Source organism: Hamadaea flava (assembly GCF_024172085.1).
Taxonomy (GTDB): Bacteria; Actinomycetota; Actinomycetes; order Mycobacteriales; family Micromonosporaceae; genus Hamadaea; species Hamadaea flava.
Window position 1 is genome coordinate 7,291,201 of the sequence record NZ_JAMZDZ010000001.1, and the last position, 21,071, is coordinate 7,312,271.

21 protein-coding genes are annotated in these 21,071 nt (G+C 70.9%); 8 read left to right on the forward strand and 13 right to left on the reverse strand.

Features of this window, described 5'->3' with window-relative positions:
• Window positions 1-34: 34 nt before the first annotated feature.
• The 7 genes from HDA40_RS34230 to HDA40_RS34260 all read right to left on the reverse strand — a co-directional run bounded on the left by HDA40_RS34230 (window position 35) and on the right by HDA40_RS34260 (window position 6,647).
• On the reverse strand, window positions 35-772 hold the full coding sequence (locus tag HDA40_RS34230) for an SDR family NAD(P)-dependent oxidoreductase (RefSeq protein ID WP_253761927.1): 738 nt from the start codon (window positions 770-772) through the stop codon (window positions 35-37).
• Window positions 773-845: 73 nt separating this feature from the next.
• Window positions 846-2,408, reverse strand: a complete 1,563-nt coding sequence (locus HDA40_RS34235) for an amidohydrolase (RefSeq protein WP_253761928.1) — start codon at window positions 2,406-2,408, stop codon at window positions 846-848.
• A 61-nt stretch (window positions 2,409-2,469) separates the two neighbouring features.
• Entirely contained in the window at window positions 2,470-3,123 is a 654-nt protein-coding gene (locus HDA40_RS34240; RefSeq protein ID WP_253761929.1) for a phosphatase PAP2 family protein, read from the reverse strand.
• Window positions 3,124-3,239: 116 nt separating this feature from the next.
• Complete coding sequence (locus tag HDA40_RS34245; protein ID WP_253761930.1) at window positions 3,240-4,433, reverse strand: ABC transporter permease; 1,194 nt, start codon at window positions 4,431-4,433, stop codon at window positions 3,240-3,242.
• Window positions 4,430-5,083, reverse strand: a complete 654-nt coding sequence (locus HDA40_RS34250; RefSeq protein ID WP_253761931.1) for an ABC transporter ATP-binding protein — start codon at window positions 5,081-5,083, stop codon at window positions 4,430-4,432. Before HDA40_RS34250 ends, HDA40_RS34245 begins: the two co-directional genes overlap by 4 nt.
• Window positions 5,080-6,126, reverse strand: coding sequence for a peptidoglycan-binding protein (locus HDA40_RS34255; protein ID WP_253761932.1), 1,047 nt, complete (start codon window positions 6,124-6,126; stop codon window positions 5,080-5,082). Before HDA40_RS34255 ends, HDA40_RS34250 begins: the two co-directional genes overlap by 4 nt.
• Window positions 6,123-6,647, reverse strand: coding sequence for a hypothetical protein (locus HDA40_RS34260; RefSeq protein ID WP_253761933.1), 525 nt, complete (start codon window positions 6,645-6,647; stop codon window positions 6,123-6,125). The genes HDA40_RS34255 and HDA40_RS34260 overlap by 4 nt, the downstream gene beginning before the upstream one ends.
• Window positions 6,648-6,734: 87 nt before the next feature.
• Here HDA40_RS34260 and HDA40_RS34265 point away from each other — a divergent pair, with 87 nt between their 5' ends.
• Window positions 6,735-7,379, forward strand: a complete 645-nt coding sequence (locus tag HDA40_RS34265) for a response regulator transcription factor (protein ID WP_253761934.1) — start codon at window positions 6,735-6,737, stop codon at window positions 7,377-7,379.
• A gap of 409 nt (window positions 7,380-7,788) precedes the next feature.
• On the forward strand, window positions 7,789-8,583 hold the full coding sequence (locus tag HDA40_RS34270) for a HAMP domain-containing sensor histidine kinase (RefSeq protein ID WP_253761935.1): 795 nt from the start codon (window positions 7,789-7,791) through the stop codon (window positions 8,581-8,583).
• Between the two features lie 54 nt (window positions 8,584-8,637).
• Here the strand turns inward: HDA40_RS34270 and HDA40_RS34275 are convergent, their stop codons facing one another.
• Window positions 8,638-9,861, reverse strand: coding sequence for a sensor histidine kinase (locus tag HDA40_RS34275; RefSeq protein ID WP_253761936.1), 1,224 nt, complete (start codon window positions 9,859-9,861; stop codon window positions 8,638-8,640).
• Window positions 9,858-10,508: a response regulator transcription factor gene (locus tag HDA40_RS34280; RefSeq protein WP_253761937.1), complete on the reverse strand. Its 651-nt coding sequence runs from the start codon at window positions 10,506-10,508 to the stop codon at window positions 9,858-9,860. The genes HDA40_RS34275 and HDA40_RS34280 overlap by 4 nt, the downstream gene beginning before the upstream one ends.
• 154 nt (window positions 10,509-10,662) lie before the next feature.
• On the opposite strand from HDA40_RS34280, the gene HDA40_RS34285 reads away from it, so the two are divergent.
• From HDA40_RS34285 to HDA40_RS34300, 4 genes are read left to right on the forward strand one after another with little or no spacing between them, the layout of a single operon-like run.
• A complete protein-coding gene (locus HDA40_RS34285; RefSeq protein WP_253761938.1) occupies window positions 10,663-11,193 on the forward strand; it encodes a hypothetical protein in 531 nt (176 codons plus the stop codon).
• On the forward strand, window positions 11,130-12,251 hold the full coding sequence (locus tag HDA40_RS34290) for a peptidoglycan-binding protein (protein WP_253761939.1): 1,122 nt from the start codon (window positions 11,130-11,132) through the stop codon (window positions 12,249-12,251). The genes HDA40_RS34285 and HDA40_RS34290 overlap by 64 nt, the downstream gene beginning before the upstream one ends.
• Entirely contained in the window at window positions 12,248-12,901 is a 654-nt protein-coding gene (locus HDA40_RS34295) for an ABC transporter ATP-binding protein (protein WP_253761940.1), read from the forward strand. Before HDA40_RS34290 ends, HDA40_RS34295 begins: the two co-directional genes overlap by 4 nt.
• A complete protein-coding gene (locus tag HDA40_RS34300) occupies window positions 12,898-14,097 on the forward strand; it encodes an ABC transporter permease (RefSeq protein WP_253761941.1) in 1,200 nt (399 codons plus the stop codon). Before HDA40_RS34295 ends, HDA40_RS34300 begins: the two co-directional genes overlap by 4 nt.
• 154 nt (window positions 14,098-14,251) lie before the next feature.
• Here HDA40_RS34300 and HDA40_RS34305 read toward each other — a convergent pair whose 3' ends face one another.
• From HDA40_RS34305 to HDA40_RS34315, 3 genes are all read right to left on the reverse strand, one after another.
• Window positions 14,252-14,794, reverse strand: a complete 543-nt coding sequence (locus tag HDA40_RS34305; RefSeq protein WP_253761942.1) for a hypothetical protein — start codon at window positions 14,792-14,794, stop codon at window positions 14,252-14,254.
• A gap of 201 nt (window positions 14,795-14,995) precedes the next feature.
• The gene (locus tag HDA40_RS34310; RefSeq protein ID WP_253761943.1) at window positions 14,996-15,628 is read right to left on the reverse strand and encodes a transcriptional regulator; all 633 of its coding nucleotides are present in this window, start codon (window positions 15,626-15,628) and stop codon (window positions 14,996-14,998) included.
• Complete coding sequence (locus HDA40_RS34315; protein WP_253761944.1) at window positions 15,625-16,020, reverse strand: DNA-binding protein; 396 nt, start codon at window positions 16,018-16,020, stop codon at window positions 15,625-15,627. The genes HDA40_RS34310 and HDA40_RS34315 overlap by 4 nt, the downstream gene beginning before the upstream one ends.
• Before the next feature lie 57 nt (window positions 16,021-16,077).
• Here HDA40_RS34315 and HDA40_RS34320 point away from each other — a divergent pair, with 57 nt between their 5' ends.
• Complete coding sequence (locus tag HDA40_RS34320) at window positions 16,078-17,238, forward strand: PEP/pyruvate-binding domain-containing protein (protein WP_253761945.1); 1,161 nt, start codon at window positions 16,078-16,080, stop codon at window positions 17,236-17,238.
• A gap of 14 nt (window positions 17,239-17,252) precedes the next feature.
• Window positions 17,253-17,864: a histidine phosphatase family protein gene (locus HDA40_RS34325; protein WP_253761946.1), complete on the forward strand. Its 612-nt coding sequence runs from the start codon at window positions 17,253-17,255 to the stop codon at window positions 17,862-17,864.
• A 48-nt stretch (window positions 17,865-17,912) separates the two neighbouring features.
• On the opposite strand, the gene HDA40_RS34330 is transcribed toward HDA40_RS34325, so the two are convergent.
• Window positions 17,913-20,978: a hypothetical protein gene (locus tag HDA40_RS34330; protein WP_253761947.1), complete on the reverse strand. Its 3,066-nt coding sequence runs from the start codon at window positions 20,976-20,978 to the stop codon at window positions 17,913-17,915.
• Between the last annotated feature and the right edge of the window lie 93 nt (window positions 20,979-21,071).

Consider the following 21,071-nt stretch of genomic DNA (forward strand, 5'->3'; position numbering starts at 1 on the left):
GGCTCCTGAGCGAGACGGCTCCTGAGCGAGACGGCTACTGGGCGGTGTAACCGCCGTCGGTCAGGTAGTAGGACCCGGTGGTGTTCGACGCCCGGTCGGAGGCCAGGAACGCGACGACCTCGGCGACCTCCTCCGAGGTGCCCAGACGCTTGATCGGGTGGAGCCCGGCGACGGCCATCGCGATCTCGTCGGTCAGCAGCGGGGTCTGGATGAAGCCCGGTCCCACGCTGTTGACCCGGATGCCCCGCTCGGCGTACTCCAGGGCGGTGGCCTTCGACATGCCGACGACGCCGTGCTTGGCCGACACGTACGCCACGGACTGGGCGAAGCCGACCGAGCCGAGAATGGAGGCGACGTTGACGATCGAGCCGCCGCCGGCCGTGAGCATCGCCGGGATCTCGGATCTCATGCAATAGAAGACGCCGGTCAGGTTGACGCCGATCACGGCGGCCCAGCCGTCGGCTGGATACTCGCCGGTCAGCGCCTGCGGGCCGCCGATGCCCGCGTTGTTGACGGCGACGTCGAGCCGGCCGAACGCCTCGACCGCCTTGGCGACCATCGCCTCACACGACGACAGATCGCTCACGTCGGCCTGATGGGCGAGGGCGGCCGCGCCGATGCCCTCCGCCACCTTGGTGGCCGCCGGCAGGTCGCGGTCGGCCACCAGCACCTTGGCGCCGCGCTGGGCGAGCAGCACCGCACAGGCCTCGCCGATGCCGGAACCGCCACCGGTCACGACTGCAACTTTGCCCGCAAAGTCCGGTTCTGTCATAGGGCCGATGCTGCCATCGGACATGGGCGCGGCGAGCGTACATTCCCACATCCGCACAGATCAGCGGCCCTGCTCACGCCCCGCGCTGGTACTTCACCTCGCCGCCGACGACGGTCGACAGCACCTGCGTACGGAGGACGGCGGCCGGCGAGTCGGCGTAGGGGTCGACGTCGACGGCGATGAAGTCGGCCAGCTGCCCGGGCGCGAGCCGCCCCTTGCGGTCCTCCTCGCCGGCCGCGTACGCCGCGCCGTAGGTGTGCGCCCGAATCGCCTCGGCCATGGTGATGCGCTGCTCGGGCTGCCAGCCGCCGATCGGGCTCCCGTCGGGCCGGGTCCGGGTCACCGCCGCGTACAGAGCGGCGAACGGGTTCGGGTCCTCGACCGGGGCGTCCGAGCCGAAGGCGAGGACCGCGCCCGCGTCGAGCAGGCCGCGCCAGGCGTACGAGGCGAGGTCATGCCCGGACAGCAGCGAGTCCACCAGGTCCATGTCGCTGGTGCAGTGGACCGGCTGCATCGACGCCATCACGCCGAGCCGCGCCATGCGCGCCACGTCGCCCGGCTGCAGGTGCTGCGCGTGCTCGATCCGGTGGCGCAGCCCCGGCGTCGGCCCGATCTGCTCGTACGCGTCCAGCACGAGATGGTTCGCCTGGTCGCCGATGGCGTGGGTGGCCACCGCGATGCCCGCCTCGGCCGCCGTGCGGAACAGTCGCACCAGCTCGTCGTAAGGCTGGACGGCGATGCCCTGGTCGCCGCCGGTCATCGGCCGGCTCGTGTGACAGGTGTGCGAGCCGAGCGCGCCGTCGCTGAAGACCTTCAGCGGGCCGATGCGGTACCAGTCGTCGCCTTGGCCGGTCCGGCGTCCTTCGGCGAGCGCTTTGTCGAAGTGCGGCAGCCGGGTCGCCTTGTGAACCCGCAGCTTCAGGTCCCCGGCCGCCTTCAACTCCAGGTACGCCTGATGGCAGTCCTCGCCGTCGATGTCGTGGACGCTGGTGAGGCCGAGCGCGAGCAGGTTCTGTTGGCCGATACGCAGGAGCCGGCCGAGGTCGGTGGCCGCCATGAACGGGTTCAGTGGATGCATGGCGGTTTCGCGGAGGATCCCGGTCGGTTCACCGGAGGCGTCCTTGACGATGTGCCCGCCGATCGGGTCCGGGGTCGACGCGTCGATCCCGGCCAGCCGCAGCGCGGCCGAGTTCGCCCAGCACGTGTGGCCGTCGACGGTCGGCAGTGCCACCGGGTTGTCCGGGCACACCGAGTCCAGTGCGTACCGGTCGGGCTGCCCGGGCGGGTCCCACACGTTGCTGTTCCAGCGTCCGCCCAGCAGCCACTCACCCGGGCGCAGCCCGGCCGCGCGCTCGGCGATCTTCGCCAGGGCCTCGGCGAGCGACCGCGTCCCGGCCAGGTCGACCGTGGTGAGACCGTGGGCGTACTGGGCGGTGTGGATGTGCGCGTCGTTGAGGCCGGGGATCACCGCCGCCCCGTCCAGGTCGACCAGTTCCGCGGCGGGACCGGCGGCGGCGCGTACGTCGGCTTCGGAGCCGACCGCCAGGATCAGCCCGTCCTCGACCGCGATCGCCTGGGCGGCCGGCCGGTCGTCGCCGGTGTGCATGGCGGCATTGCGAAAGACCCGGATGCTCATGCGACGACACCGTACGCTTTTCGCCGCGATGTGATCACCCCGCCGTCGGCCGGTCGGCCGTTCAGCGATCGCGCCAGATCCGAGCGCCGACGGCGACCGCGCCGAGCCAGGCCAGGGCGAGCAGCCAGCCGCCGATGACGTCGCTCGGATAGTGCACGCCGAGGTACACCCGGGACAGCCCGACGAGGACGGCGGCGATGATCGCCACGGCCCAGGCGGCGACGCGGACCGAGACACGTTTGGTCAGCAGGCAGAGCAGCCAGGCGAGCAGGCAGAAGCCGACCAGCGACCCGGTGGTGTGCCCGGACGGGAAGGAGTAGCCGACGACGGTGACGGCCTGGTCGGGCGGGCTGGGCCGGGGCCGGGCGACCAGCACTTTGATCAGGTTCGTGAGCAGGTGTACGCCACCGAGCCCGACCAGCGTCAGCACGATCGGATACCAGGACCGCAGTCGCCACGCCACCGCGATCGCGGCCAGCGACACCAGTGGGACGAGCACCTTCGCGTCGCCCAGGGTGGTGATCGCGATCTCCACGGTGGTCAGCGTGGGCGTACGGTGGGCGGCCAGCCAGGCCACGGTCGGGCGGTCGATGACGGTCAGGTCGTCGGCGTCGCCGACCGCGTCCAGCACTTCGACGAACAGTCCGGCCAGGGCCAGCACCGCGAAGACCCCGGCGACGAGCGCCAGGGCCTCCGCGGACGCCCAACGGGTCACGCGTTTCCACCAGATCACGGATATCCAGGCCACCACCGCCAAGGATCACATGCGTATCCATGATCTGCCGCTAAAAGCGGCCGCAAAAAGCGGCCGAACGGCGCGAGTGCGGGGCGTCAGGTGGCGGCGAGGGCTTCGGTGGGGGAGAGCCGGGCCGCCCGCCAGGCCGGGTAGATCCCGGCGCACACCCCGATGATCAGGGTGGCGGCCAGTCCACCAGCCGAGGCCCACGGCGGCACGACCGCCGGCCAGTCCTGATAGGACGCGTACGCCGTGGTCACACCGATGCCGAGCACCGCACCGCCGGTGCCGCCGAGTCCCGACAGCAGCAGCGATTCGGCCAGGAACTGCAGCCGGATGTGCCGCCGCGTCGCGCCGAGGGACCGCCGCAACCCGATCTCTGCCCGCCGTTCGAGGACCGAGATGACCATCGTGTTGGCCACACCGACGCCGCCGACCAGCAACGCCACCGCGCCGAGTCCCAGCAGCAGCGCGGTCAGCGTCGCGTCGGCGGCCTGCTTGGCGGTCAACGCGTCCGACGGCCGTGACACCTGCACCTCATTCGGGTGCTCCGGGTTCGCCGTCCGCGCCAGCACTCCCTTGACGGCGATCACCGACTCGTCCCGCGTACGCGTGTAGATCGTCACCGGGAAGCCGTCGAACCGCAGCTGGGCCACGGCGACCGGCCAGCCGACCAGCGCTCCGTAGTCCAGTTCGGGGGTGAGCGGCACGGGGTGCAGGATGCCTACGACGGTGAACCACTGCCCGCCCAACCAGACCTTCAGGTCGGGCGTGGCCCGGGTGACGCTGAGCCGCTGGGCGGCGGCCGCGCCGAGTACCACGGCCGGGAACTTCTCGATGGCCGGGTTGAGCCACGCGCCGCTGGCGAGCGAGCCGCCGACGGTGTCGAGCAGGTCGTTGCGAGCGGCGAACACGGTGAGGTTCCCGGTCTCGCCTTGTCCCACCTTGTCGCTGCGGAACACGTGCACGTCGGGCAGCCGGGCGGTGGCGCTGGCCGACTCGACCGGGCCGATGCGGCGGACCATGTCGACCGCCTCGGCCGGCAGGTGAGACGCGTCGCCGTGGATCGTCTGGCCGGGTTCGACCCGCAGCAGGTTGGTGCCCAGCGCGGCGAGCTGCCGGTCGAGTCCGGCCCGGCTGGAGCTGGCGATGCCGACCACGCACACCATGGCGGCGATGCCGATCGCGATGCCCAGCGCGGACAGGAAGACCCGCAGCGGGCGGGTGCGCAATCCGGCCGCGCCGACGCGCAGCACGTCGCGGGGCAGTAGACGCGATGGAGCGGTCATGACAGCACCTGCCCGTCGCGTACCTTGATCTGCCGGTCGAGCCCGGCGGCCACGTCCTTGTCATGGGTGATCACCACGACCGTGGTGCCGTCCGCGTTCAGCTCCCGCAGCAGTCGCATCACCTCCGCGCCCGCCGCCGAGTCCAGGTTGCCGGTCGGCTCGTCGGCCAGCAGCACCTCCGGCCAGCCGACCACGGCCCGCGCGATCGCGACCCGTTGCCGTTCGCCGCCGGACAGCTGATGCGGCTGATGCTCCAGCCGATGCGCCAGGCCCACGCGATCCAGCGCCTCAGCGGACCGCCGCCGTCGTTCGCGCTGCCCGACCCCGGCATACAGCAGACCGTCGGCCACGTTCTCCACAGCTGGTACGCCCGACGCAAGGTGGAACTGCTGGAACACGAAGCCGATGACGCGACCTCGCAATGCCGACAGGTCGGTGTCGGACAGCCGGGCGACGTCGGCGCCCTTGATGCGTACGGTGCCGGTGCTTGGCGTGTCCAGCGCGCCGAGCAGGTGCAGCAGAGTGGACTTGCCCGAGCCCGACGGGCCGACCACCGACACCAGCTCCCCGGCGTCGATGGTCAGGGTCACGTCGCGCAACGCCGTCACGCCACCGGGATAGGTCTTGCCGACCTGGTCGAGGACGATCACGACGGCACCCCCACCTGGGTCTGCTCCGAAAAGCCGTCGCCGGTGATCTCCACCCGTCCGTCGGCGAACATGCCCAGCTGCACTTTCACATAGTGGCTGCCGGCCACGTCGACGACCTGGACGCCGTAACCGCCCTCGGCCAGGGCGACCAGCGCGGCGACCGGCACGGTGAGCACGTTCTCCGCCTTGGCCGAGGTGATCGAGACGACGACCGGCGCCTCGTCGAGCCCGCCGAGCTTCGATTGATCGGCGACGGTGACGGTCAGCGCGATCGTCGCCGGGTGGTTGGCGTCCTCCCCCGGGGTGGCGACCGTGCCGACCGTGGCCAGTACGCCGTCGACTTGCTGCCCGCCGGGCAGCGTGATCTTCGCCGGGTTGCCGGCCTTGACGAGGTTCTGCAGGGCGACGTCGAGCGCGACGCTGACCACCCGTGTCGTTCCGTTGTAGGACAGGACCGGGCCGTTGGCGTGGTCGCCGGGATGGGCTTGCACGGCCGCGATCCGGATCGCGCCCGGTGCGACGACGACCGTCGCCGGGTCGAGCACGCCGGTCTGGCTCAGCCCCAGCGCCTTCTGCCACTTCTTCACCGCGGACGCCGTCGCTGCCGTGTAGCGGTTGTCCACAGTGATCCCGGAGTAGCCGAGCGCGGCGAGGTTGCGTTCGATCTCCTTCACGTCCGCGCCGGTGTCGCCCACGTGCAGCGGCCGGTACAGCGGCAGCGTGCCGTAGAACAGCACGACCGGCAGGTTGTCCGCGCGGTAGACGGCCCGGCCCCGGCTGATGGTCGTGCCCGGCGTTGGCAACCAGGTAAGCACCGCCCCCGTGGCGGTGCTGACCGGCGTCGCGGTGCCGTAACCCAGCGTTCCATTGACCTCTTCGGACTGCACCAGGGTCGTCCGGGTGACGGGGGTGGTCGCCTGCTGAGGCGTGTTCCCTTTCGGTGTCTCGGTTCCACCGCCGATGCCCAGTGCGGCAGCGGCCACGGCGGCGGTGGCCAGCGCGGCCGATCCGGTCACCAGGCCGGTACGCAACGGCCGCTTCACTTCTTCTTCCCGTCGTCGACGGGCAGCAGGTGCTTGCAGGCGTCCTCGGCCGCCCGGAACTGCGGGTCGGCGTTGAGCTGCGTACGGTTGAGCTGTCCCAGCCGGCCGTTGATCTTCATGTTGCCGTCGGGCAGCGGATCGGTCATCTCGACACCGTGTTCACGCATGCAGACCGCGAACGCGCGCAGCTTCTCCATCTCCTCCGGAGACGGGGGCTGGCCGAGGATGCTTTCGCCAAGGAAGCTCTGGCAGGCGTTCGCGGCCGCCTCGAATTGCTCGCGGGTCACATTGTCCGGCTTGTTCAACTGCCATTGCTGGCCCGCCACCGGATCGGGGATGTTGACGTGGTGCTCGCGCATGCATCTGGCGAACCCCGCCCGGTCCGGCTCGAACGAGGCGGTCGGGGTCGGCGACGCCGTGCCCTGCACGGTCGCGATGCCGTCGCCGTCGCTGCTCTTGCACGCGGCCAGGGCGAGTGTGGCGAGCGCCGCCGCTGCGGCGATGAGGAGGATTCGTCTCATGCATCGGTGTCTACGCGTACGCCGATGACACGGGCGCTACCGGCGATGTCGGGCGGATGTCATCTCGCCCGGCGCACAATTGCCCGCATGCGGGTGCTGGTCGCCGAGGATCACCTGACGTTGGCCGTCCGCGTCGCCGAAGGGCTTCGCGACGCCGGGATGGCCGTCGACCTGGTCCATGACGGGGCGAGCGCGCTGGCCGAGGCGGGGCTCACGGCGTATGACGTGATCATCCTGGACCGCGACCTGCCCGCGGTGCACGGCGATCAGGTGTGCCGCACGCTCGCGGGCGGCCCCGCGCGGATCCTGATGCTGACCGCGGCGGCCGAGGTGGACGATCGGGTCGACGGCCTGGAGTTGGGCGCGGACGACTACCTGGGCAAGCCGTTCGCGTTCCACGAACTGGTGGCGCGGGTACGCGCGCTGGCCCGCCGCGCGCCGTCGGCCCCGCCGCTGGTGCGCCGCGCGGATCTGGTGGTGGATCGGGCGCGGCATCGCGCCAGCCGGGGGACGCGCGCGCTGTCGTTGACCCGCAAGGAGTTCGGCGTCCTGGAGATGCTGGCGGCGGCCGACGGGGGAGTGGTCAGCGCCGAGGATCTGCTGGAGCACGTGTGGGACGCGCACGCCGATCCGTTCAGCAACATCGTGTCGGTGACGATGACCCGATTACGCCGCAAGCTGGGCGATCCGCCGCTGATCGAGACCGTCGTCGGACGGGGGTATCGGCTGTGAACCGGCTGTCGATCCGGGTACGCCTGACCCTGCTGTACTCGGCGGTGTTCTTCGTCTTCGGCGCGATCGTCGTGGGCGTCAGTTACGCGCTGGTCGCGAGCCTGTCGGCCGTCGCACCGCCGTCGTCGACCGCCCCGGCCGGGAAGGCGGCCGAGGGCCAGGACGTCTACTTCATGGAGCATCCCGAGGCGTTCATCGACTACTGCCGGCAGATCCTCGACACCACGACGGACGAGAACCTGCGGCACAAGTGCGAGTCGGCGTTCCAGGAAGGCGTGCGGGCGGGAGCCGTGACGCAGCGCGACGCCACTCTGGCGCATCTCCTGCAGTACTCGGTGATCACGCTGGTGGTGGTGACGTTGCTCGCGGCGCTGGCCGGGTGGCTCGTCGCCGGGCGATGCTGCGGCCGGTGCATCAGATCACGGCGGCGGCGCAGGCGGCGTCGGAGCACAACCTGTCGGCCCGGGTCGGGTTGGCCGGGCCGCACGACGAACTGCGGGAGCTGGCCGACACGTTCGACGCGATGCTGGCCCGGCTGGAGGCGTCCTTCGTCAGTCAGCGGCGGTTCATCGCCAACGCCTCGCACGAACTGCGTACGCCGCTGGCGGTGATGGGCGCGTCCGTCGACGTCGTGCTGGCCAAACCGGCGCCGACGGCCGACGAGCTGCTGGCGATGGGGCGGGACGTGCGTACGGGGGTGGATCAGGCCGAGGCGGTCGTCGGTGCGCTGCTCACGCTGGCCCGCAACGATCACGGCCTGACCGTACGCGATCAGGTGGATCTCGCCACGGCGACCGAGGACGCCCTCGACGGCGTCGGCTGCGGCGACCGCGCCGTGCACGCCGACTTCGAACCGGCCGTCACCACCGGCGATCCGGTGCTGCTGGAACGGCTCGCGGCGAACCTGATCGACAACGCCGTGCGCTACAACGTGCCCGGCGGTCAGGTGTGGATCAGCACCCGGGTCGACGACGACCGGGCGGTGCTGGAGGTGGCCAACACCGGTGCGGTCGTGCAGCCGGAGCGGGCCGATGATCTGTTCAAGCCGTTCCAGCGGCTGCACGACGGCACCGCCCGGGACGGGCTCGGCCTGGGGCTGGCGATCGTCGCCTCGATCGCGTCCGTCCACGGTGGAACGGTCACGGCGGTGCCCCGGGCTGATGGCGGGCTGCTGGTCACGGTGTCGCTGCCGGCTCACTTGTGACTGCGGCGCTCCATGATCATGGCGCGTCCCGATCGCGGCGCTCCATGATCATGGTCAGTTCTGTATCGCCATGGCGACGGGGAATTGACCATGATCATGGACTGGAAGCCGTACCACGACGGTCAGTCCGCCGCCGTCGTTCGGAGTCGCCGTGATCGCCCCGCGATGCGCCCGCACGATGGACCGCACGATCGCCAGCCCGAGTCCGGTCGAGCGGACGGCCGCCGGTCGGGTCGCCGGTTGCGCCGGTAGGCGCTGGAACGGTTCGAACAGCCGGTCGACGTCGGCCGCCGGGACGATCGCGCCGCTGTTGCTCACCGTGAGCGACACTTCGGCCTCATCGTGAGTGCTGGTGACTGCCACCCAGCCGCCGTCGTGGTTATGGCGTACGGCGTTGTAGATCAGGTTCGCCACGAGCCGGTCCAGCAACGGCGGGTCGCCGACGACCGGTGCCGGCCGCAGATCGCTGGTGATTGTGAGCGCGGCCTGTTCGGCTTCGTCGTCGGCGTCGGCGAGCGCGGTGGCCGCCGCGACGGCCAGGTCGTGCGGTTCGGCGGCGAGCACGCCGCTGTCGCTGCGGGCCAGGGCGAGCAGCCCGTCGAGGAGTCGTTCGGCGCGCCCGGCCGCCGACAGCACTCGCCGGGCCGACGCCTCCCATTCGGCGGGCGTGCTGTCGCGTCGCGCCAGCTGAACCTCGGCCCCGGTACGCACGATGGCCAGCGGCGTACGCAGCTCGTGCGCGGCGTCGGCGACGAACCGCCGCTGGCTGGTGAACGACGCTTCCAGCCGGGTCACCATCTCGTCGAAGGTGTCGGCCAGTTCCTTCAGCTCGTCGCGCGGCCCGGTCAGGGCGATGCGTTCGTGCAGCCGGTCCTGCGAGATGCGCCGGGTGGCCGCGGTGAGCGTACGCAGTGGGCGCAGCATCCGGCCGGCGACCAGCCAGCAGATGCCCAGCCCGAGCAGCCCGGCGACGGCCAGCGCGATCGCCGACGGACCGGCCGCGCTGCGTAGGGCGCCAGCACGCAGTTCCGTCACGAGCGCCTGTTGCACCGCCAACGCCTGCGCCTTCCGCGCGTCCTTGTCGGCCAGGTCGTCGCTGAAATCGTTCTGTGGCGCCGAAGTCGGCTTCGGCTGTGATTGTTCCTGGCTCGGGCCGCTGATCTGCGCGTACAAGCTGTTGTAAAGCAGGGCGTCGTTGATGGCCAGGACCGTGGCGCAGGTGCCCAGCAGCAGGACGGCGAAGGCGAGGGTGAGCCGCAGGCGGATGGTGGGCTTCACAGCCGGTATCCCGCGCCGACGACGGTCTCGATCAGCGGCGGGTCGCCGAGCTTGCGGCGCAGCCGGGCCACGGTGACCCGCACGGTGGCCGTGAACGGGTCGGCGTGCTCGTCCCAGGCCCGTTCCAGGAGATCCTCGGAGCTGACCACGGCGCCGTCGGCGCTCATCAGGATCTCCAGCACGGCCAGCTCCTTGGTGGTCAGCGGTAGGACCCGGCCGTCGCGGGTGACGATCCGGCGGGCGGTGTCGAAGGTGAGCCCGGCCCGGTGCAATGTGCGTGGCGCGTTTGCCGACCGCCGCGCCAGCGCCCGCAGCCGCAACACCAGTTCGTCGAAGACGAACGGTTTGGGCAGGTAGTCGTCCGCGCCCAGGCGCAGCCCGGCGACCCGGTCGGCGGCCTCGCCGGACGCGGTGAGCATCAGGATGCGGGCCTCGGCCTCGCCGGCGGCCAGCGCGGTGCACACCTGATCGCCGTGGACCCCGGGCAGGTCACGGTCCAGGACGATCACGTCGTAGCGGTTGGCGGCGGCCTTGTGCAACCCGTCCAGCCCGTCCCCGGCCAGGTCGACGGCCATGCCGTGATCGCGCAGGCCCTCCGCGATCTGCTCGGCGAGCAGCTGCTCGTCCTCGATCAGCAGTACGCGCACCGGACCCTCCCTCCTCGCCAGTCTTGCCGCCGACCGGTTACACCAGCGTTACAGCCGCTGTGACCGTGGTGTTGCCGCCGTCTTGCTCCACTGAGCCGCGAATTGCTCGCCTTGCCTTACCGAGCTGCGAACGGCTCGACTTCGAGGAGGACGGATGCGTACGAGGATATGGGGGATCGTGCTGGTCCCGCTGCTGCTCGCAGCGGCGGGCTGCACCGATGACGGGCGACCGTCGGTGGCCAGCGCGGGCACGGCCACGGCCACCCCGGCTCCGTCGAGCACGCTGAGCCACTACGACCAGCTGATCGCGTACACGACGTGCATGCGTCAGCACGGCGTGCCGATGGACGACCCGATCGGCACCGGCGACGACGCCGACGAGGGTCACGTCCAGCCGGGCTTCGACAAGGGGAAGGCGGACGCGGCCCTCGCGGCCTGCCAGAGCCTGCGGCCGCCACGGGTCGGCCCGGACGTAGACTTGAAGACCGAACTGAGCCGCCGCTACGCGCGCTGCATGCGCGAACACGGCGTCGAGCAGTATCCGGACCCCGACGCGCAGGGGCAGACCCGGGTGTCGCAGCAGGTCGGCGAGGACCCCGACTACCCGGCGGCGAAGAACGTGTGCGATCAGCTCACCGACCAGTGGTACGCGTCGGCGGCGGCGACGTTGCGGCCCAGCTCGTGAACCGCCGTACGCGTACCGCGGTGGCGACCGGGGCGATCGCGCTCGTCGCCGGGGCTGCGACCGCCGCCGCCGTCGGCATCGGCGATTCCGGGCCGGCCGAGCGCACGGCCGGCGACCTGCCTCCGCAGACGGCACAGGTGACCCGGCAGACGTTGCAGGACAGCGTCGAGGTCATCGGCGACCTGGGGTACGGCGTCGCCGACACGGCGCCCGGCTGGATCGGCGGGGTGGTCACGCGGGTGCCGGCCACCGGTGCGGTGATCAGCCGCGGTCAGGCCGTCTACCGGGTCGACGATCGGCCCGTCGTGCTGCTGTACGGGACGGTCGCGGCGTACCGGGCGGTGGGGCCGGGGACGGTGGGCAAGGATGTGCGGCAACTGGAGACCAACCTGAAGGCCCTGGGGTATCAGGGATTCGACGTCGACGACCGCTATTCGGCGAGCACCGCGGCGGCGGTACGCCGGTGGCAGCGGGCACTCGGCTTGACCCAGACCGGCCGGGTCGAGCTGGGGCAGGTGCTGTACGCGGCCGGTCCGATCCGGATCGACACGGTCACGGCCGGGGTGAACCAGCCGACGGGCGGCGGACAGCCGGTGCTCACCTACACCGGGATCGGCCGGACGATCACCGTACGCCTGGAGGTGACCGAGCAGCGGCTGGCGCGGGTCGGCGTACCGGTGAGCGTGCGGATGCCGGACGGCACCCAGACGCCCGGCCGCGTCGACCGGGTGGCCACCGTGGTCGACCAGCCGACGACCGGCGACGCCGCCCCGACGACGATGATCGAAGTCGTCGTCTCGCTGCGCGACGCGAGCGCCGCCCGAGGGGTCGAGGCCGCTGTCGTCACGGTCGGCTTCACCGCCGCGGAACACGCGAACGTGCTCACCGTCCCGATCGCCGCCCTGGTGGCGCTGGCTGAGGGCGGCTACGGCGTCGAGGTCGTCGACGGCTCGGCCACCCGGTACCTGCCGGTGCGACCCGGCCTGTTCGCCCACGGCCGGGTCGAGGTCACCGGGGATGGGCTGACCGCCGGGATGACCGTCGGGATGCCCGGATGATCGCGCTCACCGAGGTGACCAAGCAGTACGCGGGCGGCGTACGCGCGCTCGACGGGGCGAGCCTGACGATCGAGGCGGGCGAGTTCGTGGCCATCGTCGGGCCGTCCGGCTCCGGCAAGTCCACATTGCTGCATCTGGCCGGGACGCTCGACCGGCCCAGCGCCGGTCGTGTGGTGATCGACGGGCACGACGTCGCCCGGCTGTCCGACCGCCAGCTGTCGGCGTTGCGGGCCAGCCGCATCGGCTTCGTGTTCCAGCAGTTCCACCTCGCGGCGGGCGTTCCGGCGGTCGACAACGTGGCCGACGGCCTCCTGTACGCCGGGGTGCCCGCCCGGTCGCGGCGGGCGCGGGCGCGTACCGCGTTGGAACGGGTCGGCTTGGGACATCGGCTGGACCACGAGCCGCATGCCCTGTCCGGTGGCGAACGGCAGCGGGTGGCGATCGCCCGTGCCGTCGTCGGCGAGCCCGCGCTGCTGCTGGCCGACGAACCCACCGGCAACCTCGACTCAGCCTCCGGCGCAGCGGTGATGGCGCTGCTGCGCAGCCTGCACGCCGACGGGACGACGGTCGTGGTGATCACCCACGATCGCGATGTCGCCGCCGCCACCGACCGACGCGTACGCGTCCACGACGGGCGGGTGATCGCATGAACACGCTCGCCCCGAGCCGGTTGGCGCCCGCCGACGTCGTTCGGGTCGGCGCGGCCGGACTGCGTACGCGTCCGGTCCGGGCCTGGCTGTCGGCGCTGGGCATCGCGATCGGCATCGCCGCGATGGTCGCCGTGGTCGGCATCTCCTCCTCGTCGCGCGAACAGGTGAACCGGGAGCTTGCGGCGCTGGGCACCAACCTGCTGACCGTCTCCACCGGACGGACCGCGACCGGCCAGGACGCCGCGCTGCCGGCCGAGGCCGAGGCGATGATCGGCCGGATCGGCCCGGTGACCGGAGTCTCCGCGATCGGGCGCGTGCCCGGCCTGCGGGTCTACCGCTCCGACAAGATCCCGACGGTGGAGACCAACGCGCTCAGCGTGCTGGCCGCCCGGACCAGCCTGCCGGGCACCGTGAGCGCCACCGTCCGCCGGGGCGCCTGGCTCAACGACGCCACCGGCCGTTACCCGGCTGCGGTGCTGGGCGCGTCGGCGGCGACCCGGCTCGGCATCGGCCGGCCCAGCCCGGCGGTGGAGATCCTCGTCGGCGGCATCCGATTCACCGTGATCGGAGTGCTGTCGCCGGTGCGGCTGGCTCCCGAACTCGACACCGCCGTCCTGATCGGCTGGGACCAGGCGGCGACCGCGTTCCACTTCGACGGGCGGGCCACCACCGTGTACGCACGAGTAGACGACCGCGACATCGAGGCCGTGCACGGCGTGCTGGCCCCGACGGCCAACCCGCGTGCGCCTGGCAACGTCACCGTCTCCCGCCCGTCGGAAATCCTCGCCGCACGCCGAGCCACCGACTCGGCGCTCAACGGGCTGCTGCTCGGGCTCGGCGCGGTGGCCCTGCTGGTCGGCGGAGTGGGCGTGGCCAACACCATGGTCATCTCGGTGCTCGAACGACGGGCCGAGATCGGGCTCCGCCGCGCGCTAGGTGCGACCCGGGGCCAGATCCGGCTGCAATTCCTCGCCGAATCACTGCTACTGTCCGCGCTCGGCGGGATCGGCGGGGTCGCTCTCGGCGTCGCGGTCACCACGGCGTACGCGGCGTACCAGCACTGGCCGTCGGTCGTCCCAGCCTGGGCGAGCGGCGGCGGTCTGGCCGCCACGGTCGTGATCGGCGGCTTGGCCGGCCTGTACCCGGCGATCCGGGCCGCGCGGCTGTCGCCCACCGAGGCACTCGCCGCCCCATAAGCACTGACCCTCCGCAGGTCGCTTTCGCGCTGGTCGGCTGACGCTCCGCAGGTCACTTTCGCGCTGGATCAGGGTTCTGGGTCGGATCTTGCACCAAGATTCGACAGAGAACCCTGATCCGGCGCGAACCGCGCTCCGTGGGGGCCGACGCTTGTCAGCCTCCTTCGACCCACCACCAGCCGTTGCCGAGGTACCGATCCGGCCAGCCGACACCGCCCGCTGCTGTCCCGATGATGGTGTCTTTGTCAGGGGGTTCGTTCAGGTGGACCAGGCCTCCGCCGGCCTCGCCCCGCCAGTTCTCCCACATGGGCAGGTACAGCGCATCCGTATTCGAACCCGTCTGATGGTGTGCGTGGCCGTCGATGGACAGGTACCTGATCTGCCACGGCAAGGCCGTATTTGTGGGCAGAGTGCCCGCCTGGTGGGCGCTGGCCAGTCTGCTCAGACTGTCCTGATGCAGCCAGAGCTGGCTCTTGAGATAGATGTCCAGCCAATTGGCGTGCCAGACGGCGACAGCGGCCACGATCGCCAGGATCCCCGTGACCGCTGCTCTGGCATAGGCGTTGCGCCCGATGAGCGCCGCCATCGCGAGGACGGTGGTGACAACGGCCAAGAACCAGAACCCAGCGAGAGCCAGCCAGCCGAGCAACCCCAATACGCCGAAGATCGGGAGTGTCAGGTAGTAGAACGCTGCCAATGCGGCCCAGCCCCCGAGCGCGGCGAGGAGCCATCTGCCGGGTCGCCGAGCAGGTTGGCCTGCGGAATCTGTCACCACTGCATTCTGGCCCAACGTGCCCGTTGGTAAACGAAGGAATCGGTCGCCCGTTACCTGCTCGGCGAGCTGAACTTGATCATGTGCCCGTGGCCTGCGTTTCGGGCCTGCTCCTGATGATCAAGTTCAGGCGGTGGTGCGGCTCAGGCCAAGGGTGGCGATGAGGTCTTCGTGCAGTTCGAACCAGACTCGGTGGCAGGAGTCGACATCGGTGCGGTCGACCCAGCCGCCGTCGCCTGCCACGGCTCGCTGTCGGGCGTTGGCGAAGCGCGCGTCGTAGCCGCGTAACCGCGTCAGGACGTCGCCGAGCCGCCGGGCGAGCGGGCCGAGGGCGAGGTCGATGGCGGCCAGCTCCGCATGCACGGCGGCGTCCCACGCGGGATCGTCGTGGTCGTTGGCGGCGAGGGGATCGGTGTCGGTCGGCCGTAGCTGCCAATGCGTACAGGCCCGTTGTAGCCGGGTGTTCAGCGGCAGGAACTGCTGGTAGACCTCGCCGACCTCGGATGCGCCGCCGACTTGGTCGAGTTCGGCGGCCAGCCGGCGCTCGTTCTCCGGCCGGCCGCGGTCGGTCAGCGACCAGCCGCCTAGACCGGCGAACTCGGTGCGCGTCACCCAGCCGTACGCTTCGGCGTCGCCGAGCAGCTCCTGCGTGAGCGCTTCGTCGAGGGCGTACCGGGCGGCGATCGCTGGGGCGTCGGCGTAGCCGAGGATGCGTACGGCGTGCAGGACCAGCAGATCGGGTGCCGAGTCGTGGCTCACGACTCGGCGTCCTGCCGGGCGGCCAGTCGGTGGAAGTGCTGCTGGCACGCCTGTGGGGAGTTGAACCCCATCGCCTCGGCGATCTGCGCCCACGTCAGTCCCGCGCTGCGGGCAGCGAACAGCAAGCCGCTCTCCAGCGCGTCGACTTCGGCTCGGGCGGCGGGTAGCAGGGTGAGTGCGCTCAGCACGGCGTCGGTGTCGAGGTCGGCCGATCGGTACAGGGCGAAGTGGGCCAGGTCGACGGCCGAGGGCGGCACGGGGGCGCGCCGCCAGGGCCGGTCGGCGAGTTGGTCGGCGCCCAGGCGCACCAGCCGCATGGTCGCCTCCCGCTCGTCGCGGGCTTGGGCCTGATCGGCCTGACTCGTACGCGCGGCGTCCTGCTTGCGGGGCATGACGCCGATCCTGCAGAATCAACAAGTTGTTGTCAACATTATGTTGAAGGTGTCCCGATGATCGTCCCGTTGGCGCAGGCCACCGTGTCGAGCTGCGGAGCGAAGGCGGCCGCGCTCGGCGTACTCCGGCGTGCTGGTCTGCCGGTGCCGGACGGCTTCGTCGTGCCGTTCGACGCGTACCGCCGGGCCGAGGGAGAGGCCGACGCAGCGCTGCCCGACGACCTGTTCGACGCGGTGCGGCGGGGGCTGGACGAGATCGGTGATCCACCGGTCGCGGTTCGATCTTCGGCTGCGCATGAGGACTCCGCTACTGCGTCGGCCGCCGGGCAATACGACAGCGTTCTCGGCGTACGCGGTGTCGGCGCGGTGGCGCAAGCGATCCGGGCCTGCTGGGCTTCGCTGCACTCCGCTCGGGCGGTCGCGTACCAGGACGTCGCCGGCTCCGAACCGGCGACGGCGGTGCTGATCCAGCGGCTGGTCGACGCCGACGTCGCCGGGGTCATGTTCACCGGCGGTCCGGACGGCTCGACCGCCATCGAGGCGTCGTGGGGGCTCGGCCCGAGCGTGGTCGGCGGCGTTGTCACACCTGATGCGTACCAGGTGATGGACGGCGTGGTCAGCGCGACCGTCGGCGACAAGCGGGTCCGGCTGGACCGGCGGGCCGGTGGGTTGGTTCGTGACATCGTGCCGGGGTCGGACCGGGTCCGTCCGTGTCTGGACGACGCGACCGCCGTTCGGCTCGCCCGGCTGGGCGACGTCGTCGCGGGGCTGTCCGGTGCACCGCAGGACATCGAGTGGGCGATCACCGGCGAAACGATCTGGCTGCTGCAATCCCGGCCGATCACCGTCGCGCCACCGGCGGCGCTGTTGCTGACTTCGGACCCGGCAGGCGCGTTCACCGGCACACCGGCCAGCCGGGGTTCGGCGACCGGCGTCGCGCGCGTCGTCCATAGCCCGGCCGACTTCGGCCGCCTGCGCCCGGGTGACATCCTCGTGTGCCGGTACACCGATCCAGCGTGGACGCCGCTGTTCCGCGTCGCCGCGGGGGTCGTCACCGAGACTGGCGGCGTGCTGTCCCATGCCGCGATCGTCGCCCGCGAGTACCGGATCCCGGCTGTGCTCGGCCTGCCGCGGGCCATGACCGTGCTCCGCGACGGAGCCGTCATCACGGTCGACGGAACCGCCGGGACCGTCACGGCGACTGATCCACCCACCTGAGAGGAGTGGCGCGTATGCGAACGCGGCATCTCTACCTCGCCCGCCACGGCCATGCCGACGCCCTCGGCGGACTCACCGACGACGGCCGGGCGCAAGCGAGCCTGCTCGGCCGGCGCCTGGCTGCCGTCCCCGCCGCCGTCATCTGGCACTCGCCGGTGCCACGGGCCGTCGCGACCGCGCGGCACATCGCGGAGCACCTGCCCGATGCGATCGTGGCCGAAGCAGATGAACTCGCCGATCACGTGCCCTACATCCCCGTCGCCGAACAGACGCCGTCGGCCTGGCGTGGCCGATTCGACGGCTCGAGCGCCGTGGACGCTGCCGATGCCTCCCGTCGGGCTACCGCGCTGCTTGCTCGGTTCGCCACTGCCGACCCGGTGCCGGGCAGTCCGGCGGCGGACACTCACGAGATTCTGATCAGCCACGCCCCGCCGATCGCCTGGCTCGTCCGGGACGCGCTGGGCGCGCCACCGTCGCGGTGGCTCGGCCTGGACAGTGCGAACACGGCCCTGACCGTCATCCGCTACCGGACCGGCGAGCCTCCCGCGCTCGTCGTCTTCAACGACCAGAGCCATCTGCCGCCCGAGCTGCGCTGGACGGGCTTTCCCCGGACGGTGGTGCTATGAGGAGGGTCCGGCCGCTTGTGGCGACCGGACCCGGGATCACTGGGTGAATCAGGCGTGGCGGATGAAGGAATTGGCCAAGGTCAGGTCCTCCATGATCGAGACCACGTCGGGCAGGCCCTCGATGTACGTACCGTCGGCCAGTTCCCGTGAGTGCGCCTCGTAGCGGGTGGCCAGCACGTTGGTGCGGTGCTGGCCGATGCCCAGCAGGCAGTCGCCGACCGGGTCGCCGCTGGCGCCGGGAGCGCCGTTTGCGGTGCAGCCGTTCCAGACCGTCGTCTGGTTCGCCATCGGGTCGACGGGCTGCGCGCCCTCGGCGCACGCCCCGCCCGGCCCGGTCAGCGAGCAGCCGGCGTAGTTGGTCTGCGCCCGGAGGAACGCCTGGCTCATCGTGTTGATGCCGTCCAGGTCGGACGGCAGCCGCTCGCCGCCGACGGTGAGCAGGCTGAGTAGTTCGTCCTGGCTCATCGCCTTGGCGAAGCCCACCTGCGTGTACGCCCGGAGCATCGCCACCGCCCGGGTGAGGCGGGTGTTGGCGGCGAACAGGGGGACGTTGGGCGACCCGAGCGCGGTGACGACCGCGTTGTAGTACGACTTCTGCCGCCCGGTCAGGTACTCGTTCATCCGGTTCCGGGCGTAGGTCGCGGGGGTCTCGTCGGTCTGGGTCGTCGCCCCAGCGGTGAACCCGGCGAGGTACGACGCGTCCCACTTGTTCAGGTAGTAGGTGAGGTTGTTGCAGAAGCCGCCGGGCGCGCCGGTGACGTAGCTGCGGCAGATCTCACCGAGGTACCACGACGAGTGCCAGGTGCGGTAGTCCCACTCCTGGCCGCCCCAGGTGACCTTGATCTTGAAGGTCATGTCCAGGTCGGCGTACGTGTGGTTGAACTTGTAGTCCTCGGCCGTCTCCACGTTGGCGAAGCCGGCCGTGTAGCAGAGCCGCACCACGGGCTGCTGCGGGTGGGCGTACTTGGCGAACTGCAGCGCGCTGGGCGCCTGAGTGATCGACATCGTGGACGGCCGGGTCAGCGACGGCGTCGCGCCCGTGCACGGGCCGACCTTCGCCGGATCGGTCAGCTGGGCCGCCGAGTTCAGCGACTGGTCGGCGTTGCGGAACATGTCGTAGATCTTGTTGTCGGGGTTGGCGCCCCGGATCGCGCCTAGCTCGGCCGAGAACGACTGCAACGCGGTGCGGTACTCGGCCATCGCGTTGGTGAACAGGGCGTTGGTCCGGTTGCCCTGAGCGTCCGGTGTGGAGCGGGGAGCGCTGAACCGCCGGGCGGCGGCCAGAATGCCCTGACCCTTGGCGAGGATCCCGTTGGTCTGGCTCTCGCTGACCTGGACGGCGTAGTTCGGGTTCTCCGCCACCATCCGGGCGTACGCCCGAGCCGACATCGTCCACGGCGCGATCGCGGCCGGCTTCTGGTCCAATGACCGGGTTCCGCCGTAGTACCTGGCCGCGTACCAGTCGAGGTAGTCGATGGCGGTGGCCGGGCCGGTGTCGCCGTCGTCGAACGCCCGCGTGGTCGTCACCGGGTCCAGACCCTCGTACTGGGACTCGACGAACGGGAAGAACGGCGTGCCGTAGGCCTTGTACGTGGTGGCCATGACGTCCAGCTCGTTCACCGTGTCCTGGTATTCGCCATAGGTCTGGATCGGCTCGTTGTAGGTGTACTTGTGGCCCACATACTGGTTGATCGCCACGATGGCGTCGTGCATCTCGGCCTTCGCCAGCGCCCGGACGATGGCCGAGCCCCAGTTGTCGACCTTGACGTTGAGCGCGTAGAGCTCCTGCTCCAGGTAGGTCAGCTCGGCGAGCGTCGCGTGCTGAAGACCGATGACCTGGTCGAACCGGTCCAGCATCGACCCGTACATGACGGTCAGCGCGTGGTCGACGCGGTCGAACCGGGAGGTCATCGTGGTGGCCAGCTGGCCGACCTGGTCGCGCAGCTTGTGGATCTCGTCCATGAGCAACTGGTCGGGGGTCGGCCCGGTGGCGAAGACCGGCAGCAGCGCACCGATCGCGCCGAGGATGTTGCCGGTCAGCGCGACCGTGCTCATCGAGGTCAGCGCCTGGGCCAGGCTCAGACCGGCGATCGACGGGATGTACTTGTTGATCGCGGTCGCCACCTGCATCAGCGACTTGCCGACCCCACCGACGATCCGCCCGGCGGTCGGGTCGGCGAAGCCGAGTGCCGTGGCGAGCGCCTGGATCGCCATGCCGGCGGCGTCGATGTCCTTCTGCCGATTGACCGCCGCCTCCCGCTGTGTGTTGAAGGTGGCCGGACTCGGGGGCGCAGTCGTGGAGGTCACCGGGAACTGCTGCCCGAGCTGGCCCACCTGGCCGATGAGCTGGGCGTTCTGGGACTCCAGCCGGGTGATCGCGGAGACGATCTGCGCCCGCGCCTCGGTGATGTAGTTCTCGGTGTTGTTGGCGTGCTCCAGCAAGGCGTTGACGTTCATCCAGGTGGCGATCGCGGGATCGGCGGCGAGCTGCTCCTCCGACGCGGTCGACAGCACGCCGAGGCGCGCGCCGAAGTTGCTGTCCCAGGCGGTGGCGAAGGTCGGATCACCCTGTGCCTGCGTCGTGATCCGGCGCCAGATCATGTCCTGCACCGGGTAGAACCGCTCGAACTGGTCGTAGGAGAACTGCGCCGTCGCGACCTGGTTGATCCGTTCGCCGTAGTCCTTACTCACCGGCCCGACCGTCATCTCGAGCAGTTCCTTCATGATCGGCGCTGCGACCGCCGCCTGCGGCCAGGCCGACATCATGGTCAGCACGTGCGGCAACGCCTCATAGGTCTGCAAGGCGAAGTCGGTGCCGTCCAGATGGCTGTCGTACCACTGGCTCATCAGCGCCGCGTGCGCCAGGATCTCGTCCTTGGTCTTGGCCGGGAACCGCTGGTGGTAGCCGAGCATCTCGGCGCTCAGCACCAGATCCTTCAGCCCTTGCGCGCCTTGGGTGCGGGAGTGCACCGACGCGACGAACAAGTCGTCGCGCAACTGCTGTCCCTCGATCTCCACCGGGTCGGCGTACGCGGCTGTGCTGACCGCGAACACCGCGGCGACCGCGACAGTGGTCGCGATGGCGACCCTCCGCAGGTTGGCCGTGAGTCTCACGTTACGTCCCTTCTAGATGGCGAGGCACGGTCGTGCTCGCTTCGCCAGGACAGCGGACGCGACTTGGGAACGACTTGGGCCAGACATCGACGA